This window comes from Actinomadura craniellae (assembly GCF_003289645.1).
Lineage (GTDB): Bacteria > Actinomycetota > Actinomycetes > Streptosporangiales > Streptosporangiaceae > Actinomadura_D > Actinomadura_D craniellae.
In genome coordinates this window covers 513084-531440 of the sequence record NZ_QLYX01000002.1, presented here as the reverse complement: position 1 = coordinate 531440, position 18357 = coordinate 513084, and the positions used below count along the sequence as shown (strand labels likewise).

Genomic DNA, 18357 nt, shown 5'->3' with positions numbered 1-18357 from the left:
CTCTCAGGTGCGGGGATGCGGGCTGAGGATCAGCGTGGAGTGATGGTCGAGGATGCCGCCGTTGCCGCTGACCAGGACCACGTCCCGGGCGGGGACCTGGCGCTCGCCGGCCTCGCCCCGGGCCTGGATGACCGCCTCCGACAGCGGCGTCATGCCCCACATGTAGTAGCCCGACAGCTGGCCGCCGCCGGTGTTGGTGGAGAGCGCCCCGCCGGGGCCCAGCGCCCCGGACGCGGCGAACGCGCCGCCCTCGCCCTTGGCGCAGAAGCCGTAGTCCTCCAGCGACACCAGCACCGTGTAGGTGTAGCAGTCGTAGAGCTGGCAGACGTCGACGTCGCCGGGGGTGATCCCGGCCATCTTCATCGCGATCGGCCCGGAGATCGTCGCGCCGGTGGTCAGGCCGAACTCGCTGCCGCGCTCCTGCCGGTGCCCCGGGTGGCCCTGCCCCCAGCCCCACAGGTGCACCGGCGGCCGGGCCAGGTCGCGGGCCCGGTCGGCGCCGGTGACCACCACCGCGATCGCTCCGTTGGAGACCAGGCAGCAGTCGAGCAGGTGCAGCGGTTCGGCCACCCAGCGGGAGTTCTGGTGGTCGTCGAGGGTGATCGGGTCGCGCAGCTGGGCCAGCGGGTTCATGGCGGCCCACCGCCGGGTGGCGACCGCGACGGCGCCGAACTGCTCGCTGGTGGTCCCGTACCGCTCCATGTGCCGGCGCGCGGCCAGCGCGTAGAACGCGTTCACGCTGCGGAACCCCAGGGCGGCCGTCATGCCGCCGTAGCCGTGGTACTCCCGGGCGCCGCGGTCGTAGGCGGCGCCGGAGGGCTGCCGGGGGCGCAGCGGCGCGTCCGCGAACACGCACGCGACAGCGGTGGCCTGGCCGCTGAGCACCGCCGTCGCGGCGTGCGCGACCATCGCCCCCGCGGTCGCGCCGAAGGCGTTCATCTGGGAGAGCAGCCGCAGGTCGCGCAGCCCCAGCGCGCCGGCCAGCTCGATCCCGGGCGAGCCGCCCAGGCCGTGGCTGACCAGCAGCCCGTCGAGATCTGAGAGCGCCAGCCCCGCGTCGGCCGCGGCCAGCCGCACGGCGTCGGCCGCCAGCCGGCGCGGGCTGCGCCCGTACACCTTGCCGAGCTCGGTCATCCCCAGCCCGGCGATCGCCGCCCCATCGGTCATGGAACCCCTCCCGCCCGGTACCTGCCCGACCACAGTACCGAATGGGATTCGGTGGGGCTCCGGTGCGTCAGCCGCCGGCGAAGCCGTCGGTCGCCTCGATGAGGTGGTGCAGGATGCCCGGCTCGTCGAACGCGTGCCCGGCGTCGGACACCAGGTGGAACTCCGCCTCCGGCCAGGCCCGGTGCAGGTCCCACGCCGTGGCGGGCGGGGTGCAGACGTCGTAGCGGCCCTGCACGATCACCGCCGGGATGTGCCGGATCTTGTCGATGTCGCGCAGCAGCTGGTCCTCCCCGAGAAACCCCTCGTTGACGAAGTAGTGGTTCTCGATCCGGGCGAACGCCACCGCGTAGTCGGGCTCGCTGAAGTGCTCGGTCAGCTCCGGGTCCGGACGGAGCTTCAGAGTCGAGCCCTCCCAGCGCGACCACGCCCGCGCCGCCGCCACCCGCACCGCACGGTCCGGGGAGTTCAGCCGGGCGTGGAAGGCCGCGATCAGGTCGTCCCGCTCCTCCTCGGGGATCGGCGCCAGGTACTCCTCCCACAGGTCAGGGAAGATCAGCGACGCGCCCTCCTGGTAGAACCAGTAGATCTCGAACGGCCGCAGCAGGAAGATGCCGCGCAGCACCAGCTCGGTGACCCGGTCGGGATGCGTCTGGGCGTACGCCAGCGAGAGCGTGCTGCCCCACGAGCCGCCGAAGACCTGCCACCGGTCGATGCCCAGATGCTCGCGCAGCCGCTCCATGTCGGCGACCAGGTTCCAGGTGGTGTTGGCCTCCAGCGACACCTCCGGGTCCTTGGCGTGCGGCACGCTGCGCCCGCAGTTGCGCTGGTCGAACAGCACGATCCGGTACGCCGCCGGGTCGAACTGCCGGCGGTGGTCCGGGGTGCAGCCGCCGCCCGGCCCGCCGTGCACCATGACCACGGGCTTGCCCGCCGGGTTGCCGCAGACCTCCCAGTAGACCTCGTTACCGTCCCCGACGTCGAGGAGACCATGATCATGCGGTTCGATCGCTGGATACAGGGTGCGAAGCTCCATGACCTGGGATTCTTCCACCTGCCCGATGGTGTGATGTAGGTATGCCTTCGGCCGTTGGGGCAGACATCCCCGCTGACGGGCCCTAGAGTTCCTGTTGTGAGTGATCTGAACGGATCCGGCGGTTCGCGCTCCGCCCCCGATCTCGGCCTGCCCTGGCAGCCTCCGGTCGCCCCGGCACCGGAGCCGGCCGCGCGCGAGCCTGCCCGGGAGGAACCCCTCGCCCAGCCGTGGGACATCGTCGAGCGGCTGCGGCAGATGGCCGATCTCATCGGTGACGCGCTGGCCGCCGGCGAACGCAAGGTCTCCGAGGCCCAGACCGAGGCGGCCGGCCAGGTGGCCGTGCTGCAGCAGGAACGCGAGTCGGCGCAGCGCGACGCGGCCGCGGCGTGGGGTGAGGTGCAGCGGGCACGGGGTCAGGCCGAGCAGGTCGACCGGCGCGCCACCGAGACGCAGACCGAACTGACCGCGCAGATCGCCGCGCTGCAGCAGGAACGCGAGTCGGCGCAGCGCGACGCCGCGGCGGCGTGGGGTGAGGTGCAGCGGGCACGGGGTCAGGCCGAGCAGGCCGACCGGCGCGCCACCGAGTTCGAGCGGCGGGCCGCGGAGGCGCAGACCGACGCGGCCACCCAGATCGCGGCCGTCCAGCAGGACGCCGCCGCGCAGATCGCCGCGCTGCAGCAGGAGCGCGAGTCGGCGCAGCGCGACGCCGCCGCCGCGTGGAACCAGGCCCAGCAGGCCCGGACGCAGGCCGAGCAGGCCGAGCGGCGGGCGGGCGAGGCCGAGACCACCGCCCGCCAGACGATCACCCAGCGCGACTCCATGCGCGAGGCCCGCGACGAGGCGCACCGCGGCATGGAGGAGGCGACGGTCCTGCGCCGGGCCGCCGAGACCGAGCGCGAGCGGCTTTCCGAGCACGCCGGCGAGCTGACCCGGGCGCTGGAGACGGCGCACGCCGAGCTGGCGGGGTTGCGCGCCAAGCTCTCCGACGCCGAGATGACCGCGCAGAACCTCCAGCACACCGCGGCGGCCTCCGCCCAGGAGCTCGACGAGCTGCGCCGGCGCATGCACGACGCCGAGACCGAGCGCCAGCAGGCCCTGGAAGCCGTCCAGCAGGCCGAGAACGGCCGGGAGGCGGCGATGCAGGCCCAGGCCCGCGCCGAGTCCGAGCTGACCATCGCCCGCGGCCGGGCCGACCAGGCCGGGCGGGAACGTGACAGCGCGGTCTCCGCGATGCGGCAGATGGCCGCCGAGCGCGACGCGGTGCTGGAGAAGCTCAAGGAACGCGACCAGTGGGTCGACCAGCTCGCCGCCGCGGTCACCGAGCAACGCGGCCAGCTCGCCGAGCTGTCCCAGGAGCGCGACGCGGCGCGGACCGCGGCCGACCAGGCCCGCGCTCTGATCGACGACCTGCACCGGCAGCTGCGCAGCATCATGCCGACCGGAGCCGCCCGTCCCTGACCTGCCGGAACGGTCTTTTCCGGGGCGAGACATGGCGGTCATCGCATGTCGCGCCTGTTCGCTTTGACCGGCTGTTATTCTGGTGGCCCGTGGACAGAGCGGCTAACGGCCGCCTCGCAACGACCACGGGAGTGTCTTCTTGCCTTCGGCAACCATGGGTGGCTCGCGTCCCACCAAGCACATCTTCGTCACCGGCGGCGTCGCGTCCAGCCTCGGCAAGGGACTGACGGCCTCCAGCCTCGGCCGGCTGCTGACGCTGCGCGGGCTCCGCGTCACGATGCAGAAACTCGATCCCTACCTCAACGTGGACCCCGGGACGATGAACCCGTTCCAGCACGGCGAGGTCTTCGTGACCGACGACGGCGCCGAGACCGACCTCGACATCGGCCACTACGAGCGTTTCCTCGACACCGAGCTGCACGGTTCGGCCAACGTCACCACCGGCCAGGTCTACTCGCACGTGATCGCCAAGGAGCGGCGCGGGGAGTACCTGGGCGACACCGTGCAGGTGATCCCGCACATCACCAACGAGATCAAGGACCGTATCCGCGGCATGGCCGAGCCCGGGGTGGACGTGGTCATCACCGAGGTGGGCGGCACGGTCGGCGACATCGAGTCGCTCCCGTTCCTGGAGGCGGTGCGGCAGATCCGGCACGAGATCGGGCGGGACAACTGCTTCTTCCTGCACGTGTCGCTGCTGCCCTACATCGGCCCCTCGGGTGAGCTGAAGACCAAGCCCACCCAGCACTCGGTGGCCGCGCTGCGCAGCATCGGCATCCAGCCCGACGGCATCGTCTGCCGCTCCGACCGCCCGATCTCCGACGGGCTCAAGCAGAAGATCAGCCTGATGTGCGACGTCGACCGCGAGGCGGTCGTGTCGGCCGTGGACGCGGCGAGCATCTACGACATCCCCAAGGTGCTGCACGCCGAGGGCCTGGACGCGTACGTGGTGCAGCGGCTGGGGCTGCCGTTCCGCGACGTCGAGTGGGCGGGCTGGAACGAGCTGCTGCGCCGGGTGCACCGGCCCGCCGGTGAGGTCACGATCGCGCTGGTCGGCAAGTACATCGACCTGCCCGACGCCTACCTGTCGGTCACCGAGGCGCTGCGGCACGGCGGGTTCGGCAACGACGCGCGGGTCAACATCCGCTGGGTCGCCAGCGACCGCTGCCGGACCCCCGAGGGCGCCGCCCGGGAACTCGACGGGGTCGACGGGTTGCTGATCCCCGGCGGGTTCGGCGTGCGCGGCATCGAGGGCAAGGTCGGCGCGATCCGGCACGCCCGCGAGCACCGCATCCCGCTGCTGGGCATCTGCCTGGGCCTGCAGTGCATGGTGATCGACGCCGCCCGCTCGCTGGCCGGGCTGGCCGGCGCCGACAGCACCGAGTTCGCCGAGGACGCCTCGTACCCGGTGGTCTCCACCATGGCCGACCAGGTCGACGTGGTGTCGGGCGACCGCGACATGGGCGGCACCATGCGGCTGGGCCTCTACCCGGCCGACCTGGCCGAGGGCTCGGTGGTCCGCGCCCTGTACGGCATGGACAAGATCGAGGAACGGCACCGCCACCGCTACGAGGTCAACAACTCCTACCGGGCCCGCCTGGAGGAGGCCGGCCTGCGGTTCAGCGGCCTGTCACCCGACGGCCGGCTGGTGGAGTTCGTCGAACTGCCCCCCGAGACGCACCCGTTCTTCGTGGGCACCCAGGCACACCCGGAGTTCCGTTCCCGCCCCACCCGCCCCCACCCCCTGTTCGCCGGCCTGATCGCGGCGGCCCTGGACTACGCCACCGCCCGCCACACCCCGGCCCAGACCCCCGACGGCGCCGTCCCCACCCCCTAGGCTGGGGGGCCGCAGGCGGAGAAGGGGGCTGACTTGAGCTCTATCAGGGACTATCCCGAGCGGTGGGAGGTCGTCGGGAGCCAGGAGCACTTCCGCGGCCGGATCATCCGGGTTCGCAGCGATCAGGTCCGGATGCCCGGCTCGGACGGTCCCGAGACCGTCGTCCGGGATGTGATCGACCACCCGGGGTCGGTCGGCGTGCTGGCCCTGGACGGCGCCGACCGGGTGCTGCTGATCCGGCAGTACCGGCACGCGCCGGGTTACATGCTGTGGGAGGCCCCGGCCGGGCTGCGTGACGTCCAGGGTGAGCCGACGTGGAAGACGGCCGAGCGGGAGCTGCTGGAGGAGGCGGGCTACCGGGCGGCGCGCTGGCACACCCTGGTCGACACGTTCACCTCGCCGGGCATGTCCGACGAGCGCAAGCGGATCTTCCTGGCCCGTGACCTCACCGAGGCGCCCGCCGAACCCGGGTTCCAGCGGGAGCACGAGGAGGCCGACATGCCGGTCGAGTGGGTGCCGCTGGACGAGGCGGTGGCGAAGGTGCTGGCCGGCGACATCCACAACCCCACGGCGGTGGTCGGCATCCTGGCCGCGTCCGCCGCCCGGGCGGGCGGATTCCGTGACCTGCGGGCGCCCGACGCCCCGGAAGGGTGACCGGCGGCGGAGAACACGGCGGCGATCAGGCCCTTGTGGGCGGTCGCAGCGGGCATGATGGGCTCGTCATGGACTCCTTCCCGCAGGCGGCCGAACCCGACGCCCGGGTACCCGCCCGGTCCGCGCTGGAGTCGGCGGTGGGCACCTACCTGGGGCACCTGGCCGTCGAGCGCGGGCTGGCCGCGAACACGCTCTCCTCGTACCGGCGTGACCTGCGCCGGTACGTGCAGGTGCTGAGCGGGCGGGGCCGCGAGTCGATCGGGCAGGTGAGCCGTGACGACGTGCTGGCGTTCCTGGTCGGCCTGCGGGAGGGCGACGAGGAGCATCCGCCGCTGTCGGCCGGGTCGGCCGCCCGCGCGGTGGTGACGGTGCGCGGGCTGCACCGGTTCGCGCTGCGGGAGGGGCTGGCCCCCTCCGATCCGGCGCACGACGTCAGGCCGCCGACTCCGCCACGGCGGCTGCCCAAGGCCATCTCGGTCGGCGAGGTGGAGCGGTTGCTGGCGCTGGCGGGCGACGAGGGCCCGCGCGGGCTGCGCGACCGCGCCCTGCTGGAGTTGCTGTACGGCTGCGGCGCGCGGATCTCCGAGGCGGTCGGCCTCGACGTCGACGACCTGGATCTGGCGGGCGGGGTCGTGCGGGTGTCGGGCAAGGGCGGCAAGGACCGGGTGGTGCCGATCGGCGGGTACGCGAGCCGGGCGGTGGAGGCCTATCTCGTCCGGGCGCGCCCGGAGCTCGTCCGGGCCGGGCGGGGGGTGCCGGCGCTGTTCCTCAACGCGCGCGGTGGCCGGCTGTCGCGGCAGGGCGCCTGGATGGTGCTGGGCGCCGCGGCCGACCGGGCGGGCCTGTCGGATGTCTCGCCGCACACCCTCCGGCACTCCTTCGCGACCCATTTGCTCGACGGGGGTGCCGATGTCAGGGTGGTGCAGGAGTTGCTGGGCCACGCTTCGGTCACCACCACCCAGGTCTACACGTTGGTGACCGTCCAGTTGCTCCGCGAGGTGTACGCAACGTCACATCCCCGGGCTCTGGGGTGAGGGGGCGGCCGGGCGATCCTGGTGTCATTCCGCCCGAATGGCGCGCGTCGCCTTGTGACAGGCCCTGTCACGTCCTAGAGTCCCCGTCTTGAACGGCCGTGCGAGGGGGCGGTCCCCAGGTCGGGGACGCGCATCCGGCACGGCGTCGCCGCCGGGAAGGTACGAGAGCTGGTGACCAGCACGAAGGAGGCCGCGGAGCAAGTGCTCTCCGCCGCCATCGAGACCGATCCTCGTCATGCCCTGGGGCCGACGCAGCGCCCGGTTCCGAAGTTCCCCGACCCGGAGCCGCTGGCCGAGCACGGGCCGGCGCGCATCGTGTCGATCTGTAACCAGAAGGGTGGCGTGGGCAAGACGACCACGACCATCAATCTGGGCGCCGCCCTGGCCGAGCAGGGCCGCCGGGTGCTGCTCGTCGACTTCGACCCGCAGGGGGCCCTCTCGGTGGGCCTGGGCAAGGGCGACCCCCGCCAGCTCGACGTCACCGTCCACAACCTGCTCCTGGAGCCGGACGTGGAGTGGGAGGACATAGTCCTGGAGACCGGCGTCGACGGCATGGATCTGTTGCCGAGCAACATCGACCTGTCGGGCGCCGAGGTCCAGCTCGTGCACGAGGTCGGCCGCGAGTACATCCTCTCCGGGGTGCTCAAGCCGGCGATCGAGCACTACGACTACATCATGATCGACTGCCAGCCGTCCCTCGGCCTGCTGACGATCAACGCGCTGGCGGCCAGTGCCGGGGTGCTCGTCCCGCTGGAGTGCGAGTACTTCGCGATGCGCGGGGTGGCGCTGCTGATGGAGACCATCGAGAAGGTCCAGGGCCGGATCAACCCGACCCTGCAGATCGACGGCTTCCTGGGCACCATGTACGACTCGCGCACCCTGCACACCCGCGAGGTGCTGGGCCGGATCGTGGAGGCGTTCGGGGAGAAGGTCTTCCACACGGTGATCAACCGCACGGTGCGCTTCCCCGACGCCACGGTGGTGGGCGAGCCGATCACCGTCTTCGACCCCTCCTCGATGGGCGCCAACGCCTACCGGGAGCTGGCCAAAGAGGTCCTCGAGCGGTGGAGCCACCTCGAGTGAGCCGGTGAGCTCTGCCACCATCGATGGGGTGAGTGAGCAGCAGGAACCCGCACCCGGGGGATTCCAGGTCCACCTCGACGTCTTCGAGGGGCCCTTCGACCTGCTGCTCGGGCTCATCGCCAAGCACAAGCTCGATATCACCGAGGTGTCCCTGCACAAGGTCACCGACGAGTTCATCGCCTACATCCGGTCCCGGGGCCCGGAGTGGGATCTCGACCAGACCAGCCACTTCCTGCTCGTCGCGGCGACCCTGCTCGATCTCAAGGCCGCCCGGTTGCTGCCCTCCGGCGAGGTCGACGACGAGGAGGACCTCGCCCTCCTGGAGGCCCGCGACCTGCTGTTCGCCCGCCTGCTGCAGTACCGGGCGTACAAGGAGGTCGCCGTGGTGCTGTCCGGTCGGCTGGCCGCGGAGTCCCGGCGTTTCCCGCGCATGGTGCCGATGGAACCCCGGTTCGCCGGGTTGCTGCCGGAGGTGCTGCTGGGGCTGGGCCCGGTGGAGTTCGCCCGGCTGGCGGCCCGGGCGCTGACCCCCCGCACCCCGCCGGGCGTCTCGGTCGAGCACATGTACCAGCCGCAGGCGAGCGTCCGGGAACAGGCGGCCATCGTGGTGGCCCGGCTGCGCCGGCTGCGCAAGACCACCTTCCGGACGCTGACCTCCGACTGTGCGGGCACCTACGAGGTGGTGGCGCGTTTCCTGGCGCTGCTGGAGCTCTACCGGGAGCGGGTGGTGACGTTCGAGCAGGTGGAGGCGCTGGGCGAGCTGCACGTGACTTGGACCGGCACCGACGAGGGGGACGTGTCGGTCGGCGACGACTACGAGGGCTCCCCGCCCGCCCCCGACGGGAACGAAGACGACGATGATTGACGACGAGGAGCAGCCGGGCCTGCGCGCGAGCCTGGAGGCCATCCTGCTGGTGGTCGACGAGCCGGTGCCGGAGGTGGTGCTGGCACAGGTGGTCGAGCGCCCGCGCGGCGAGGTGGTCGCGACGCTCCGGGACCTGGCGGCGGAATACACCGAGCAGGGCCGCGGTTTCGACCTGCGGGAGATCGCCGGCGGCTGGCGCTTCTACACTCGGGACGTCTGCGCCCCGGTGGTCGAGCGGTTCGTCACCGACGGCCAGCAGGCCAGGCTGACCCAGGCGGCGCTGGAGACGCTGGCGGTGGTGGCCTACCGGCAGCCGGTGAGCCGGGCGCGGGTGTCGGCGATCCGCGGGGTCAACAGTGACGGGGTGATCCGCACCCTGACGCTGCGCGGCCTGATCGAGGACGCGGGCCAGGATCCCGAGAGCCAGGCACACCTGTACCGGACCACCCGGTACTTTCTGGAGCGGCTCGGTCTGCGCAGCCTCGACGACCTGCCGGACCTGGCCGAGTACCTTCCCGACGACCTGCCCGACGAGACCGAGGAACGACGGACGTGACCAGCGAGAACGAGGAAGTGCGCCTGCAGAAGGTGCTGGCGGAGGCCGGGGTCGGCAGCCGCCGGCACTGCGAGCAGCTGATCGCGGACGGCAAGGTGAAGGTCGACGGCCGGGTGGTCGACTGGTTCGGCGCCAAGGTCGACCCGCAGCGTGCGGTGATCCATGTCGAGGGCCGGCGGGTCGAGACCCGGGCCGGGATGCGCTACTACATGGTCAACAAGCCGCGGGGCGTGGTCAGCACCATGGCCGACCCGGGCGGCCGCAAGTCGCTGGCCGACTACGTGGACGTGCCCGAGCGGCTGTTCCACGTCGGCCGGCTCGACACCGACACCGAGGGGCTGATCCTGCTCACCAACGACGGCGAGCTGGCCCACCGGCTGACCCACCCCAGCTACGGGGTGGAGAAGACCTACCTGGCCGAGGTGCCCGGCCCGATCCCCAGGGACCTGGGCAAGCGGCTGCGGGCCGGCGTGGAACTGGACGACGGCTTCGCCAAGGCCGACCGGTTCCGGGTCTTCGAGCAGGTCGGCAAGCGGGCGCTGGTGGAGGTGACGTTGCACGAGGGGCGCAAGCACATCGTCCGCCGGCTGCTCAAGGCCGTCGGCCATCCCGTGCAGCAACTGGCCCGCATCGAGTTCGGGCCGATCAAGCTGGGGCAGCTCAAGCCCGGTACGATGCGCGCGCTCACGATCAAGGAGATCGGCGAGCTGTACAAGGCGGTCGGGCTGTAAGGAGGCGAACGTGGCGGTACGCGCGATCCGGGGGGCGACGCAGGTCGACGCCGACGACCGGGAGCAGATCCTCGCCGGGACGGCCGAGTTGATCACCGAGGTGATGAGTCGCAACGGCCTGACCACCGACGACGTGATCAGCGTGCTGTTCACCGCCACACCGGACCTGGCGGCGGAGTTCCCGGCGCTGGCCGCGCGCAAGCTCGGCTTCCACGAGGTGCCGCTGCTGTGCATGACGGAGATCGACGTGCCGCACGCGCTGCCCCGGGTGGTTCGGCTGATGGCCCACATCGAGACCGACCTGCCCAGGTCGGCCATGCAGCACGTCTACCTGCACGGCGCCACCGCCCTTCGCCTGGACATCGCCCAGTAGCCCGCCGGACATGTCCTAGGCTGGCCGGATGGACGTAGCGGAGGCGCCCGAGCGGGTCGTGGTGATCGGCACCGGGCTGATCGGTACCTCGATCGCGCTGGCGCTGCGCGAGCACGGCACCGAGGTTCTGCTCGACGACCGCGACCCGGTGGCGCTGCGGCTGGCCGCCGAACTCGGCGCGGGCGTTCCGCTGCCCGAGGCGGCCCTGGCACGGCGCGCCGACCTGGCGGTGCTGGCGGTGCCGCCGGGCGCGGTCGCCGCGACCCTGCGCGACGCGCAGAAGCGCGGTCTGGCCCGCGCTTACACCGATGTGGCCAGCGTGAAGGACCGGCCGCTGCGGGAGGCCGCCGAGCTGGGCTGCGACCTGCGCGGCTTCGTCGCCGGGCACCCGCTGGCGGGCCGGGAACGTTCCGGTCCGGCCGCCGCCCGCGGTGATCTGTTCCTGGGTCGCACCTGGGCGCTGTGCCCCACCGCGGCCACCGCCCCCGAGGCCGTGGCCGCCGTGACCGGACTGGTGCGGGCGTGCGGGGCCAGACCGCTGACGGTCGCCCCGGCCGAGCACGACCGGGCGGTGGCGCTCGTCTCGCACGGCCCGCACGTGGTGGCCGCGGCCACCGCCGCCCGGCTGGAGGGCGCCGACGACGTGGCGCTGCGCCTGGCCGGCCAGGGCGTGCGGGACGTCACCCGGATCGCGGCCAGCGACCCCGAGCTGTGGATCGGCATCCTCACCGCCAACGCCGAGCCGGTCGCCGGGGTGCTGGAGTCGGTCGCGGCCGACCTCGCCCGCGCCGCCGCCGCCCTGCGCGGTGACGTCCCCGCGGACGGTCTCGCCGAGGCGCTGCGGGAACTGCTGGGGCGGGGCAACGCCGGGCGGGCACGGATCCCGGGTAAGCACGGGGAGCGGGCGCCGGCGTACGCGGTCGTGTCGGTGGTGATCCCCGACCGGCCGGGCGAGCTGGCCCTGCTGTTCCAGGCGGCCGGGGTGGCCGGTGTCAACATCGAGGACGTGACCATCGAGCACTCGCCCGGCCTGCCGGTGGGTGTGGCCGAGCTGGCGGTCCGGCCGGAGGCGGCCGAGCGGCTGGCCGGGGAGCTGCGGGCCCGCGGCTGGTCCGTACCCGGCTGAGGCGGCACGAGCGGCCGGCCGGGCCGGTAACCTGGCACGCCGGGGCCCGTTCGGGGATACCAGTCACCACCGCCACGCGGCGTCGCCGTGCGGCGTGCCGGCACGCGGAAGGAAACATCGTGACGCTCGTCATCGCCATGGACGGCCCCTCCGGCTCGGGCAAGTCCAGCGCGTCCAAGGGGGTGGCCCGCGCGCTCGGGCTGCGTTACCTCGACACCGGTGCGATGTACCGCGCGATGACCTGGTGGATGCTCGACCAGGGTGTGCCCGTCACGGACGCCGGGCAGGTCGCGGCCCGCGTCGCCGAACCGGTGATCGAGGTGGGCACCGACCCCGCCGCGCCCACGATCGCGGTGGACGGCGTCGACGTGTCGGGTCCGATCCGCACCCGCGAGGTGACCAACGCCGTCAGCGCGGTCAGCTCCGTGCCTGCGGTACGGCAGCGGATGGTGGCGCTGCAACGCGAGGTGATCGGCGCCGGCGGTATCGTGGTGGAGGGCCGTGACATCGGCACCGTGGTCGTGCCGGACGCCCCCGTCAAGGTGTTCCTCACCGCCAGCGAGGACGCCCGGGCCCAGCGCCGGGCCCGGGACCTGACCGACGACCCGGCGGCCACCGTGCAGGTCACGCTGGCCGAGCAGGCCCGCCGCGATCGGCTCGACTCCACCCGTACGGCGTCGCCGCTGGCGAAGGCCGCCGACGCCCATGAGATCGACTCGACCGACCTCGACCTCGACGAGGTCGTCGCCGAGGTGCTCCGGCTGGCCAAGGAGAGCTCTCTGTAAAGACTTCACGGCGGGCGCGTCCGGGAGAGACCGCCCCGCCGTCAGGCCGCAGGCTCCGAGCAGGTCGTCCGCGGAGCACGTGGTACGGCAGGACGACCGCGAAACCGGAGAAGCAGTGAGCGAGTACGACATCGAAGTGGTGCGGCCGGATCTGGCCGGCGACGAGTTCGGGCCGGAGATCGGCGCCGGGCACGAGGAGGGCCCGGCCCCGATGGTGGCCATCGTGGGCCGCCCCAACGTGGGCAAGTCCACCCTGGTCAACCGGATCCTGGGCCGCCGTGAGGCCGTCGTTGAGGATGTGCCCGGGGTGACCCGCGACCGGGTCGCCTACGACGCGAACTGGGGCGGGCGCCGGTTCACGGTGGTCGACACCGGCGGCTGGCTGCCCGACGCCGTGGGGCTGGCCGCGGCCATCGCCGAGCAGGCCCGGCTGGCGGTGGAACTGGCCGACGCGGTGGTGTTCGTGGTGGACGCCACGGTGGGTGCCACCGACGTCGACGAGGCCGTGGTGGAGATCCTGCGCCGCTCGGGCAAGCCCGTAGTGCTGGCCGCGAACAAGGTCGACGACACCGCCGCCGAGGCCGACGCGGCGACGCTGTGGGGGCTGGGCATCGGAGAGCCCTGGCCGGTCAGCGCCCTGCACGGGCGGGGCAGCGGCGACCTGCTGGACGCGATCCTGGACTCGCTGCCGGAGGAGGCCCCGCCCGAGGACTACGGTGCCGAGTCCGGCCTGCGCCGGGTGGCGCTGGTCGGACGGCCCAATGTCGGCAAGTCCAGCCTGCTCAACAAGCTGGCCAGGGAGCAGCGGGCCGTGGTCCACGACGTGGCCGGCACCACCCGCGACCCGGTCGACGAGCTGATCGAGCTGGGTGGCAAGACCTGGCGTTTCGTCGACACCGCCGGTATCCGGCGGCGGCACCGCGAGAACCAGGGCGCGGACTTCTACGCCACCCTGCGCACCCGGTCGGCGCTGGAGCGCTCGGAGGTGGCGGTGGTGCTGGTCGACGCCGGCGACCCGCTGGCCGAGCAGGACCTGCGCATCGTGTCGATGGTCGTCGAGGCGGGCCGGGGGCTGGTCCTGGCGTTCAACAAGTGGGACCTGCTGGACGAGGAGCGCCGGCACTACCTCGAACGCGAGATCGACCGGCAGCTGCACCACGTCCGGTGGGCGCCCCGGGTGAACGTCTCGGCCAAGACCGGCCGGCATGTGGAGAAGCTGGTGCCCGCGCTGGAGACCGCGCTGGAAAGCTGGGGGTCCCGGGTACCGACCGCCAAGCTGAACGCGTTCTTCGCGGAACTGGTGGCCTCGCACCCGCATCCGGTGCGCAGCGGCAAGCAGCCGAAGGTGCTGTTCGCCACCCAGGCGAGCGTCCGCCCGCCCCGGTTCGTGCTGTTCACCTCGGGGTTCCTGGAGGAGGGCTACCGGCGGTTCATCGAGCGCCGGCTCCGCGAGGAGTTCGGGTTCGCGGGCAGCCCGATCGACATCACCATGAAGATCCGCGAGAAGCGCGGGAAGCGGCGCGGCTGAACACGGCGGTCGAGCACCGTCCCGGGGCGCTTCGGGCGCCCCGGGACGCGGGTTCAGCGGTGCACCAGGTGCCGCACCCTGTCCACCCAGTGCTCCTTGTGCTCGGGCTGCTCGGGGCGGGCGTACCGGCCGCGCGGCGACACGGTGGCGCCCGACTCCTGTCCCTCCGGGGCCCGGGCCGGCGCCTGCCGCACCGGCTCCCGGGCGGGTGCCTGCTGGACCGGCTCCCGGACCGGTTCGGGTACCCGGCCGCGTTCGTGGCGCCCGGGCCGGGCGTGCCCTTCGGCCGCCATCCGGGCCTCCTTCACCCCGACCACGGCCAGCCGGCCGAGCGCCAGGGCGGACAGCAGCAGGATCAGCGAGCCGATGCCCTCGAAGAAGGCCAGTTGCTCGAACAGCCGCCGGGTCTGGCCGCCGACCGGTGTGCCGGTGGCGGGGACGCCGGTGGCGGTCCACAGCGTGCTGAGCGGCCCGCCGAGGATGAACCACAGGCCGCCCAGCGCGGCCAGCCCGCCGCCGAGCATGGCCATGATCCGGTTGGCGCTGAACAGCAGGATCAGCCCGCCGAGCACGGTGGCCAGGGCGGGCAGCACGCTCAGCCAGAACCGGTTCGCGGTCCACACCCACGGCTCGTCGGGGGTGAACGCGAAGTTGAAGTAGGGGCCGATGAACGGGATGAGCCCGCCCCACAGCCCCGCCAACACCAGCAGGACACCGCTCAGTGCGCCCCTGCTGCGCGGCACTCTCAGTTTCCCTGCCATCTGGACACATCTCCTTGACCGGGGTCGGGTGCGCGCACTCCCTACCCGTCCAGGGCCGCTCCATGCCCTGCGGGACAATCACCTGGGCGGACGGCGGAGCGGGAGGAACCGATGGGCGGCGAGGTCACGGTCGTGTATGCGCTGGAGGAGCCGCCGGGGGAGTGGGACGCCGCGGTGTTCCTGGCCGGCCCCACGCCGCGCTCGCCCGACGTCCTCTCCTGGCGGCCGGAGATGATCGGTGAGCTGCGCCGCCGCTGGCCGGGGCCGGGCCGGCTGGTGGTCTTCTCGCCCGAGCACTGGGACGGCCTGCACGACGACTACACCGGCCAGGTCGGCTGGGAGGAGCGCTGCCTCAACCTCGCCGATGAGGTGATCTTCTGGGTGCCCCGCGACCTGGTCACCCTGCCCGCCTTCACCACCAACGTGGAGTGGGGGATGTGGCACGACAGCGGCCGGGCCGTGTTCGGTGCCCCGCCGGACGCGCCGAAGAACCGCTACCTGCTGCACTACGCCGGCGTGTCCGGGGTGCCCACCGCCACCACGCCGGGTGACGCGGCCGCCGCGGCGCTGCGCCGGATCGGTGCGGGCGCGCGCCGGGCGGCTGGTGAGCGGGAGGTCCCCCTGCTGGTCTGGCGGACGGCGTCCTTCCAGGCCTGGTACGCGGCGCAGCGCGGGGCGGGGAACGCGCTGCGCGCCGCCCGGCTGGAATGGGCGGCCCCCGCGAACCGGCTGTGGCTGCTCCGGGCCCATGTGCACGTCGCGGCGGAGGACCGGGTGAAGGACAACGAGGTCGTGCTGCTGCGCCCGGACGTCAGCGTCGTCGTGCTGTACCGCCCGGGCGTGACTCCGGCGGACACCGAGGTGGTGCTCGTCCGGGAGTTCCGCACCCCCGGCGCCACCGCGGACGGTTTCGTGCACGAACTGCCCGGCGGCTCGGGTCCGGGCGACCCGCCGGCCGTCGCGGTCGCCGAGGTCGCGGAGGAAACCGGCCTGCGGATCACCCCTGACCGGTTGCGCGCGCACGGTTCCCGCCAGGTCGCCGCCACCTTGTCGTCCTACCGGGCCCACCTGTTCTCGGCCGAGCTCACCGCCGGGGAACTGGCGGTACTGCGCGCCGGCGGCCCGCACGGCACGGCCGCCGACGGCGAACGCACCTACCCCGAGGTCGCCACCTACGGCGAGATCGTCCACGCCCGCCTGGTGGACTGGTCCACCCTCGGCATGCTCGCCGAAGCCTTCTTCGCCGACCGTCCCCGAATTCCGGAAACCGGCCGGTAGGCGGGCCTGCTGCCGCTAACTTGGAGTGGTCTCGACGTCACTGAACGATCGCTGCCGGTGCGGGTGCCCCCACACTCGTACGTGCCACACTGGGCACATGGACGGAGGTGAGGGCGGCATGGCGATGCCGCTACCAGCGGAGCCGTCGCATGGCGGTTACACCGTCGAGGACTGGATGAACCTGCCCGAGAGCGTCGGGCAGCGGGTCGAGCTCATCGACGGGAGCTTTGTAGTGAGCCCCACCCCCCTGTCGATCCACCAGATCTGCGCCAAGCGGCTGGTCAGGATCCTGGACGACGCCGCACCGGGCGACATGGAGGTCGTCGAGGCGTTCGGCGTGCGGACGGCCGACGAGGTGCCGGTACCGGACGTGCTGGTGGGCGACGCCGAGGTGCTGCTCGGGGCGGCGGCGGTGCTCCAGCCCGGCGAGGTGTACGCGGTCGCCGAGATCGTCAGCATGGGCAACCGGCGGCGCGACTACCAGGACAAGCCGCGGCTGTACGCCGAGGCAGGAATCGGTACCTTCCTGCGGATCGAACTGGCGGGGCCGAACCCGCCGCACGTCGAGGTACTCGCCCTCCGGGACGGAAAGTACGTGAGCGTCGTGAACGCCGCGGCGGGTGAGACCGTGGCGCTGACCGAGCCCTTCCCGGTCCGGTTCGATCCCGCGGAACTGGTCGGTCGTCGGCGCCGGTGAATCGCCCTAGGGCTTCTTTGCGCTTTCTGTACCGTTTTCCGGGGGCCTGATAACGGTTTGCCGCAGTGGTGCGGGAGGTCCCAATGCCTTGACGGGCGAACGTGGGCGGGCCTTTCGAATCCCTTGGCGTGGGCTTCGGCGACAGGTCAGTCCATAGGGCGCTGGAGCCGAGTGCCACCGTCCGCGGGAATGGGAGAGGGGACCCCGGAAGCGCCCCGCCCCGGGATCCCCTCGTACCCGCCGACCGGTCGGGTGACCGGCCGGAGCCTCTGTCAGACCTGCCCGGCCTTCTCCAGCGCCGCGCAGCAGGTGTCGACCAGCACCCGGGTGACCTGGTAGGGGTCGCAGTTGGCGTTGGGCCGGCGGTCCTCCAGGTAGCCCTTCTGATCGACCTCGACCTGCCACGGGATGCGGACCGAGGCGCCGCGGTCGGAGACGCCGTAGCTGTACTCGCTCCACGGGGCGGTCTCGTGCAGGCCGGTCAGGCGCTCCTCGATGCCGTAACCGTAGGCGGCGATGTGCTCCTTGACCTTCTCGCCCAGGGACTCGGCGGCGGTGATGATGGGGGCGTAGCCCTCGCGCATCGCCTTGGTCGAGAAGTTGGTGTGCGCGCCGGCGCCGTTCCAGTCGCCCTTGGCCGGCTTGGGGTCGAGGGTGGCCGCGACGTTGTGGTCCTCGGCGATCCGGTAGAGCAGCCAGCGCGCCACCCACAGGTGGTCGGCGACCTCGACCGGTCCGGCCGGGCCGACCTGGAACTCCCACTGGCCGGGCATGACCTCGGCGTTGATTCCCGAGATCTTCAGGCCGGCGGCCAGGCAGGCGTCCAGGTGCTGCTCCACGATCTCGCGGCCGAAGACCTCGTCGGCGCCGACCCCGCAGTAGTAGGGGCCCTGCGGGGCGGGGAAACCGGTCACCGGGAAGCCGAGCGGCCGGCCTGCCTGGAAGAAGGTGTACTCCTGCTCGATGCCGAACCAGGAGTCCTGGTCGGCGTACTGCTCGGCGACCGGCAGCAGCTTGGCGCGGGTGTTGCTGGGGTGCGGGGTGCCGTCGATCAGGTAGACCTCGCACAGCACGAGCTTGTTGTCGCCGCCGCGGATCGGGTCGGGGCAGGAGAAGACCGGCTTGAGCACGCAGTCGGACGAGTCCCCGGGCGCCTGGTTGGTGCTGGAGCCGTCGAAGCCCCAGGTCGGCAGGTCGGCGCCGTCGGCAAGGATCTTGGTCTTGGAACGGAGCTTTGCGGTGGGCTCGGTTCCGTCGATCCAGATGTACTCGGCCTTGTAGGTCAACGTCGGTCCCTTCATCACAGCGAGCCGGCTCTTTTCGGCCGTCCAGAGGCTCCCAATGGAGAATTTCGGATCTGTTGCCCGAATGTGAACGACATGTAAACCCCC

At 72.5% G+C, this 18357-nt stretch carries 18 protein-coding genes; 14 read left to right on the top strand and 4 right to left on the bottom strand.

What is annotated here, in order from left to right; genetic code table 11:
* Positions 1-3: 3 nt before the first annotated feature.
* On the bottom strand, positions 4-1167 hold the full coding sequence (locus tag DPM19_RS05965; RefSeq protein ID WP_111863756.1) for a thiolase family protein: 1164 nt from the start codon (positions 1165-1167) through the stop codon (positions 4-6).
* Positions 1168-1234: 67 nt separating this feature from the next.
* Positions 1235-2200: a prolyl aminopeptidase gene (gene pip, locus DPM19_RS05960; RefSeq protein ID WP_111863755.1), complete on the bottom strand. Its 966-nt coding sequence runs from the start codon at positions 2198-2200 to the stop codon at positions 1235-1237.
* Between the two features lie 96 nt (positions 2201-2296).
* On the opposite strand from pip, the gene DPM19_RS05955 reads away from it, so the two are divergent.
* The 12 genes from DPM19_RS05955 to der all read left to right on the top strand — a co-directional run bounded on the left by DPM19_RS05955 (position 2297) and on the right by der (position 14230).
* Entirely contained in the window at positions 2297-3658 is a 1362-nt protein-coding gene (locus tag DPM19_RS05955) for a coiled-coil domain-containing protein (protein ID WP_146778750.1), read from the top strand.
* 154 nt (positions 3659-3812) lie between these two features.
* A complete protein-coding gene (locus DPM19_RS05950; protein ID WP_111863753.1) occupies positions 3813-5495 on the top strand; it encodes a CTP synthase in 1683 nt (560 codons plus the stop codon).
* A gap of 33 nt (positions 5496-5528) precedes the next feature.
* A complete protein-coding gene (locus DPM19_RS05945) occupies positions 5529-6149 on the top strand; it encodes an NUDIX domain-containing protein (RefSeq protein WP_111863752.1) in 621 nt (206 codons plus the stop codon).
* Between the two features lie 68 nt (positions 6150-6217).
* Positions 6218-7183: a site-specific tyrosine recombinase XerD gene (locus tag DPM19_RS05940; RefSeq protein ID WP_111863751.1), complete on the top strand. Its 966-nt coding sequence runs from the start codon at positions 6218-6220 to the stop codon at positions 7181-7183.
* 216 nt (positions 7184-7399) lie between these two features.
* Positions 7400-8266 carry a ParA family protein gene (locus DPM19_RS05935; protein ID WP_233509934.1) on the top strand — a complete coding sequence of 289 codons (867 nt, stop codon included), beginning with the start codon at positions 7400-7402 and terminating at the stop codon, positions 8264-8266.
* Positions 8267-8294: 28 nt separating this feature from the next.
* Complete coding sequence (locus DPM19_RS05930) at positions 8295-9131, top strand: segregation and condensation protein A (protein WP_111863749.1); 837 nt, start codon at positions 8295-8297, stop codon at positions 9129-9131.
* Complete coding sequence (gene scpB / locus DPM19_RS05925) at positions 9124-9687, top strand: SMC-Scp complex subunit ScpB (protein ID WP_111863748.1); 564 nt, start codon at positions 9124-9126, stop codon at positions 9685-9687. The genes DPM19_RS05930 and scpB overlap by 8 nt, the downstream gene beginning before the upstream one ends.
* Positions 9684-10418, top strand: a complete 735-nt coding sequence (locus tag DPM19_RS05920) for a pseudouridine synthase (RefSeq protein ID WP_111863747.1) — start codon at positions 9684-9686, stop codon at positions 10416-10418. Before scpB ends, DPM19_RS05920 begins: the two co-directional genes overlap by 4 nt.
* A 10-nt stretch (positions 10419-10428) precedes the next feature.
* A complete protein-coding gene (gene aroH, locus DPM19_RS05915) occupies positions 10429-10791 on the top strand; it encodes a chorismate mutase (protein ID WP_111863746.1) in 363 nt (120 codons plus the stop codon).
* A 28-nt stretch (positions 10792-10819) separates the two neighbouring features.
* The gene (locus DPM19_RS05910; protein WP_111863745.1) at positions 10820-11917 is read left to right on the top strand and encodes a prephenate dehydrogenase; all 1098 of its coding nucleotides are present in this window, start codon (positions 10820-10822) and stop codon (positions 11915-11917) included.
* Between the two features lie 119 nt (positions 11918-12036).
* Positions 12037-12702 carry a (d)CMP kinase gene (cmk, locus tag DPM19_RS05905; RefSeq protein ID WP_233509867.1) on the top strand — a complete coding sequence of 222 codons (666 nt, stop codon included), beginning with the start codon at positions 12037-12039 and terminating at the stop codon, positions 12700-12702.
* Positions 12703-12817: 115 nt separating this feature from the next.
* Positions 12818-14230 (top strand): ribosome biogenesis GTPase Der, encoded by a 1413-nt coding sequence (gene der / locus DPM19_RS05900; RefSeq protein ID WP_407642481.1) that lies wholly within the window; start codon positions 12818-12820, stop codon positions 14228-14230.
* Positions 14231-14283: 53 nt separating this feature from the next.
* Here der and DPM19_RS05895 read toward each other — a convergent pair whose 3' ends face one another.
* Positions 14284-14991, bottom strand: a complete 708-nt coding sequence (locus DPM19_RS05895; protein ID WP_146778749.1) for a hypothetical protein — start codon at positions 14989-14991, stop codon at positions 14284-14286.
* 111 nt (positions 14992-15102) lie between these two features.
* Here DPM19_RS05895 and DPM19_RS05890 point away from each other — a divergent pair, with 111 nt between their 5' ends.
* Positions 15103-16269, top strand: a complete 1167-nt coding sequence (locus tag DPM19_RS05890) for a nucleoside 2-deoxyribosyltransferase domain-containing protein (protein ID WP_111863742.1) — start codon at positions 15103-15105, stop codon at positions 16267-16269.
* A gap of 97 nt (positions 16270-16366) precedes the next feature.
* Positions 16367-16966 carry a Uma2 family endonuclease gene (locus DPM19_RS05885; RefSeq protein WP_111863741.1) on the top strand — a complete coding sequence of 200 codons (600 nt, stop codon included), beginning with the start codon at positions 16367-16369 and terminating at the stop codon, positions 16964-16966.
* A gap of 272 nt (positions 16967-17238) precedes the next feature.
* On the opposite strand, the gene glnII is transcribed toward DPM19_RS05885, so the two are convergent.
* On the bottom strand, positions 17239-18267 hold the full coding sequence (glnII, locus tag DPM19_RS05880; protein ID WP_233509866.1) for a glutamine synthetase: 1029 nt from the start codon (positions 18265-18267) through the stop codon (positions 17239-17241).
* Positions 18268-18357 lie beyond the last annotated feature (90 nt).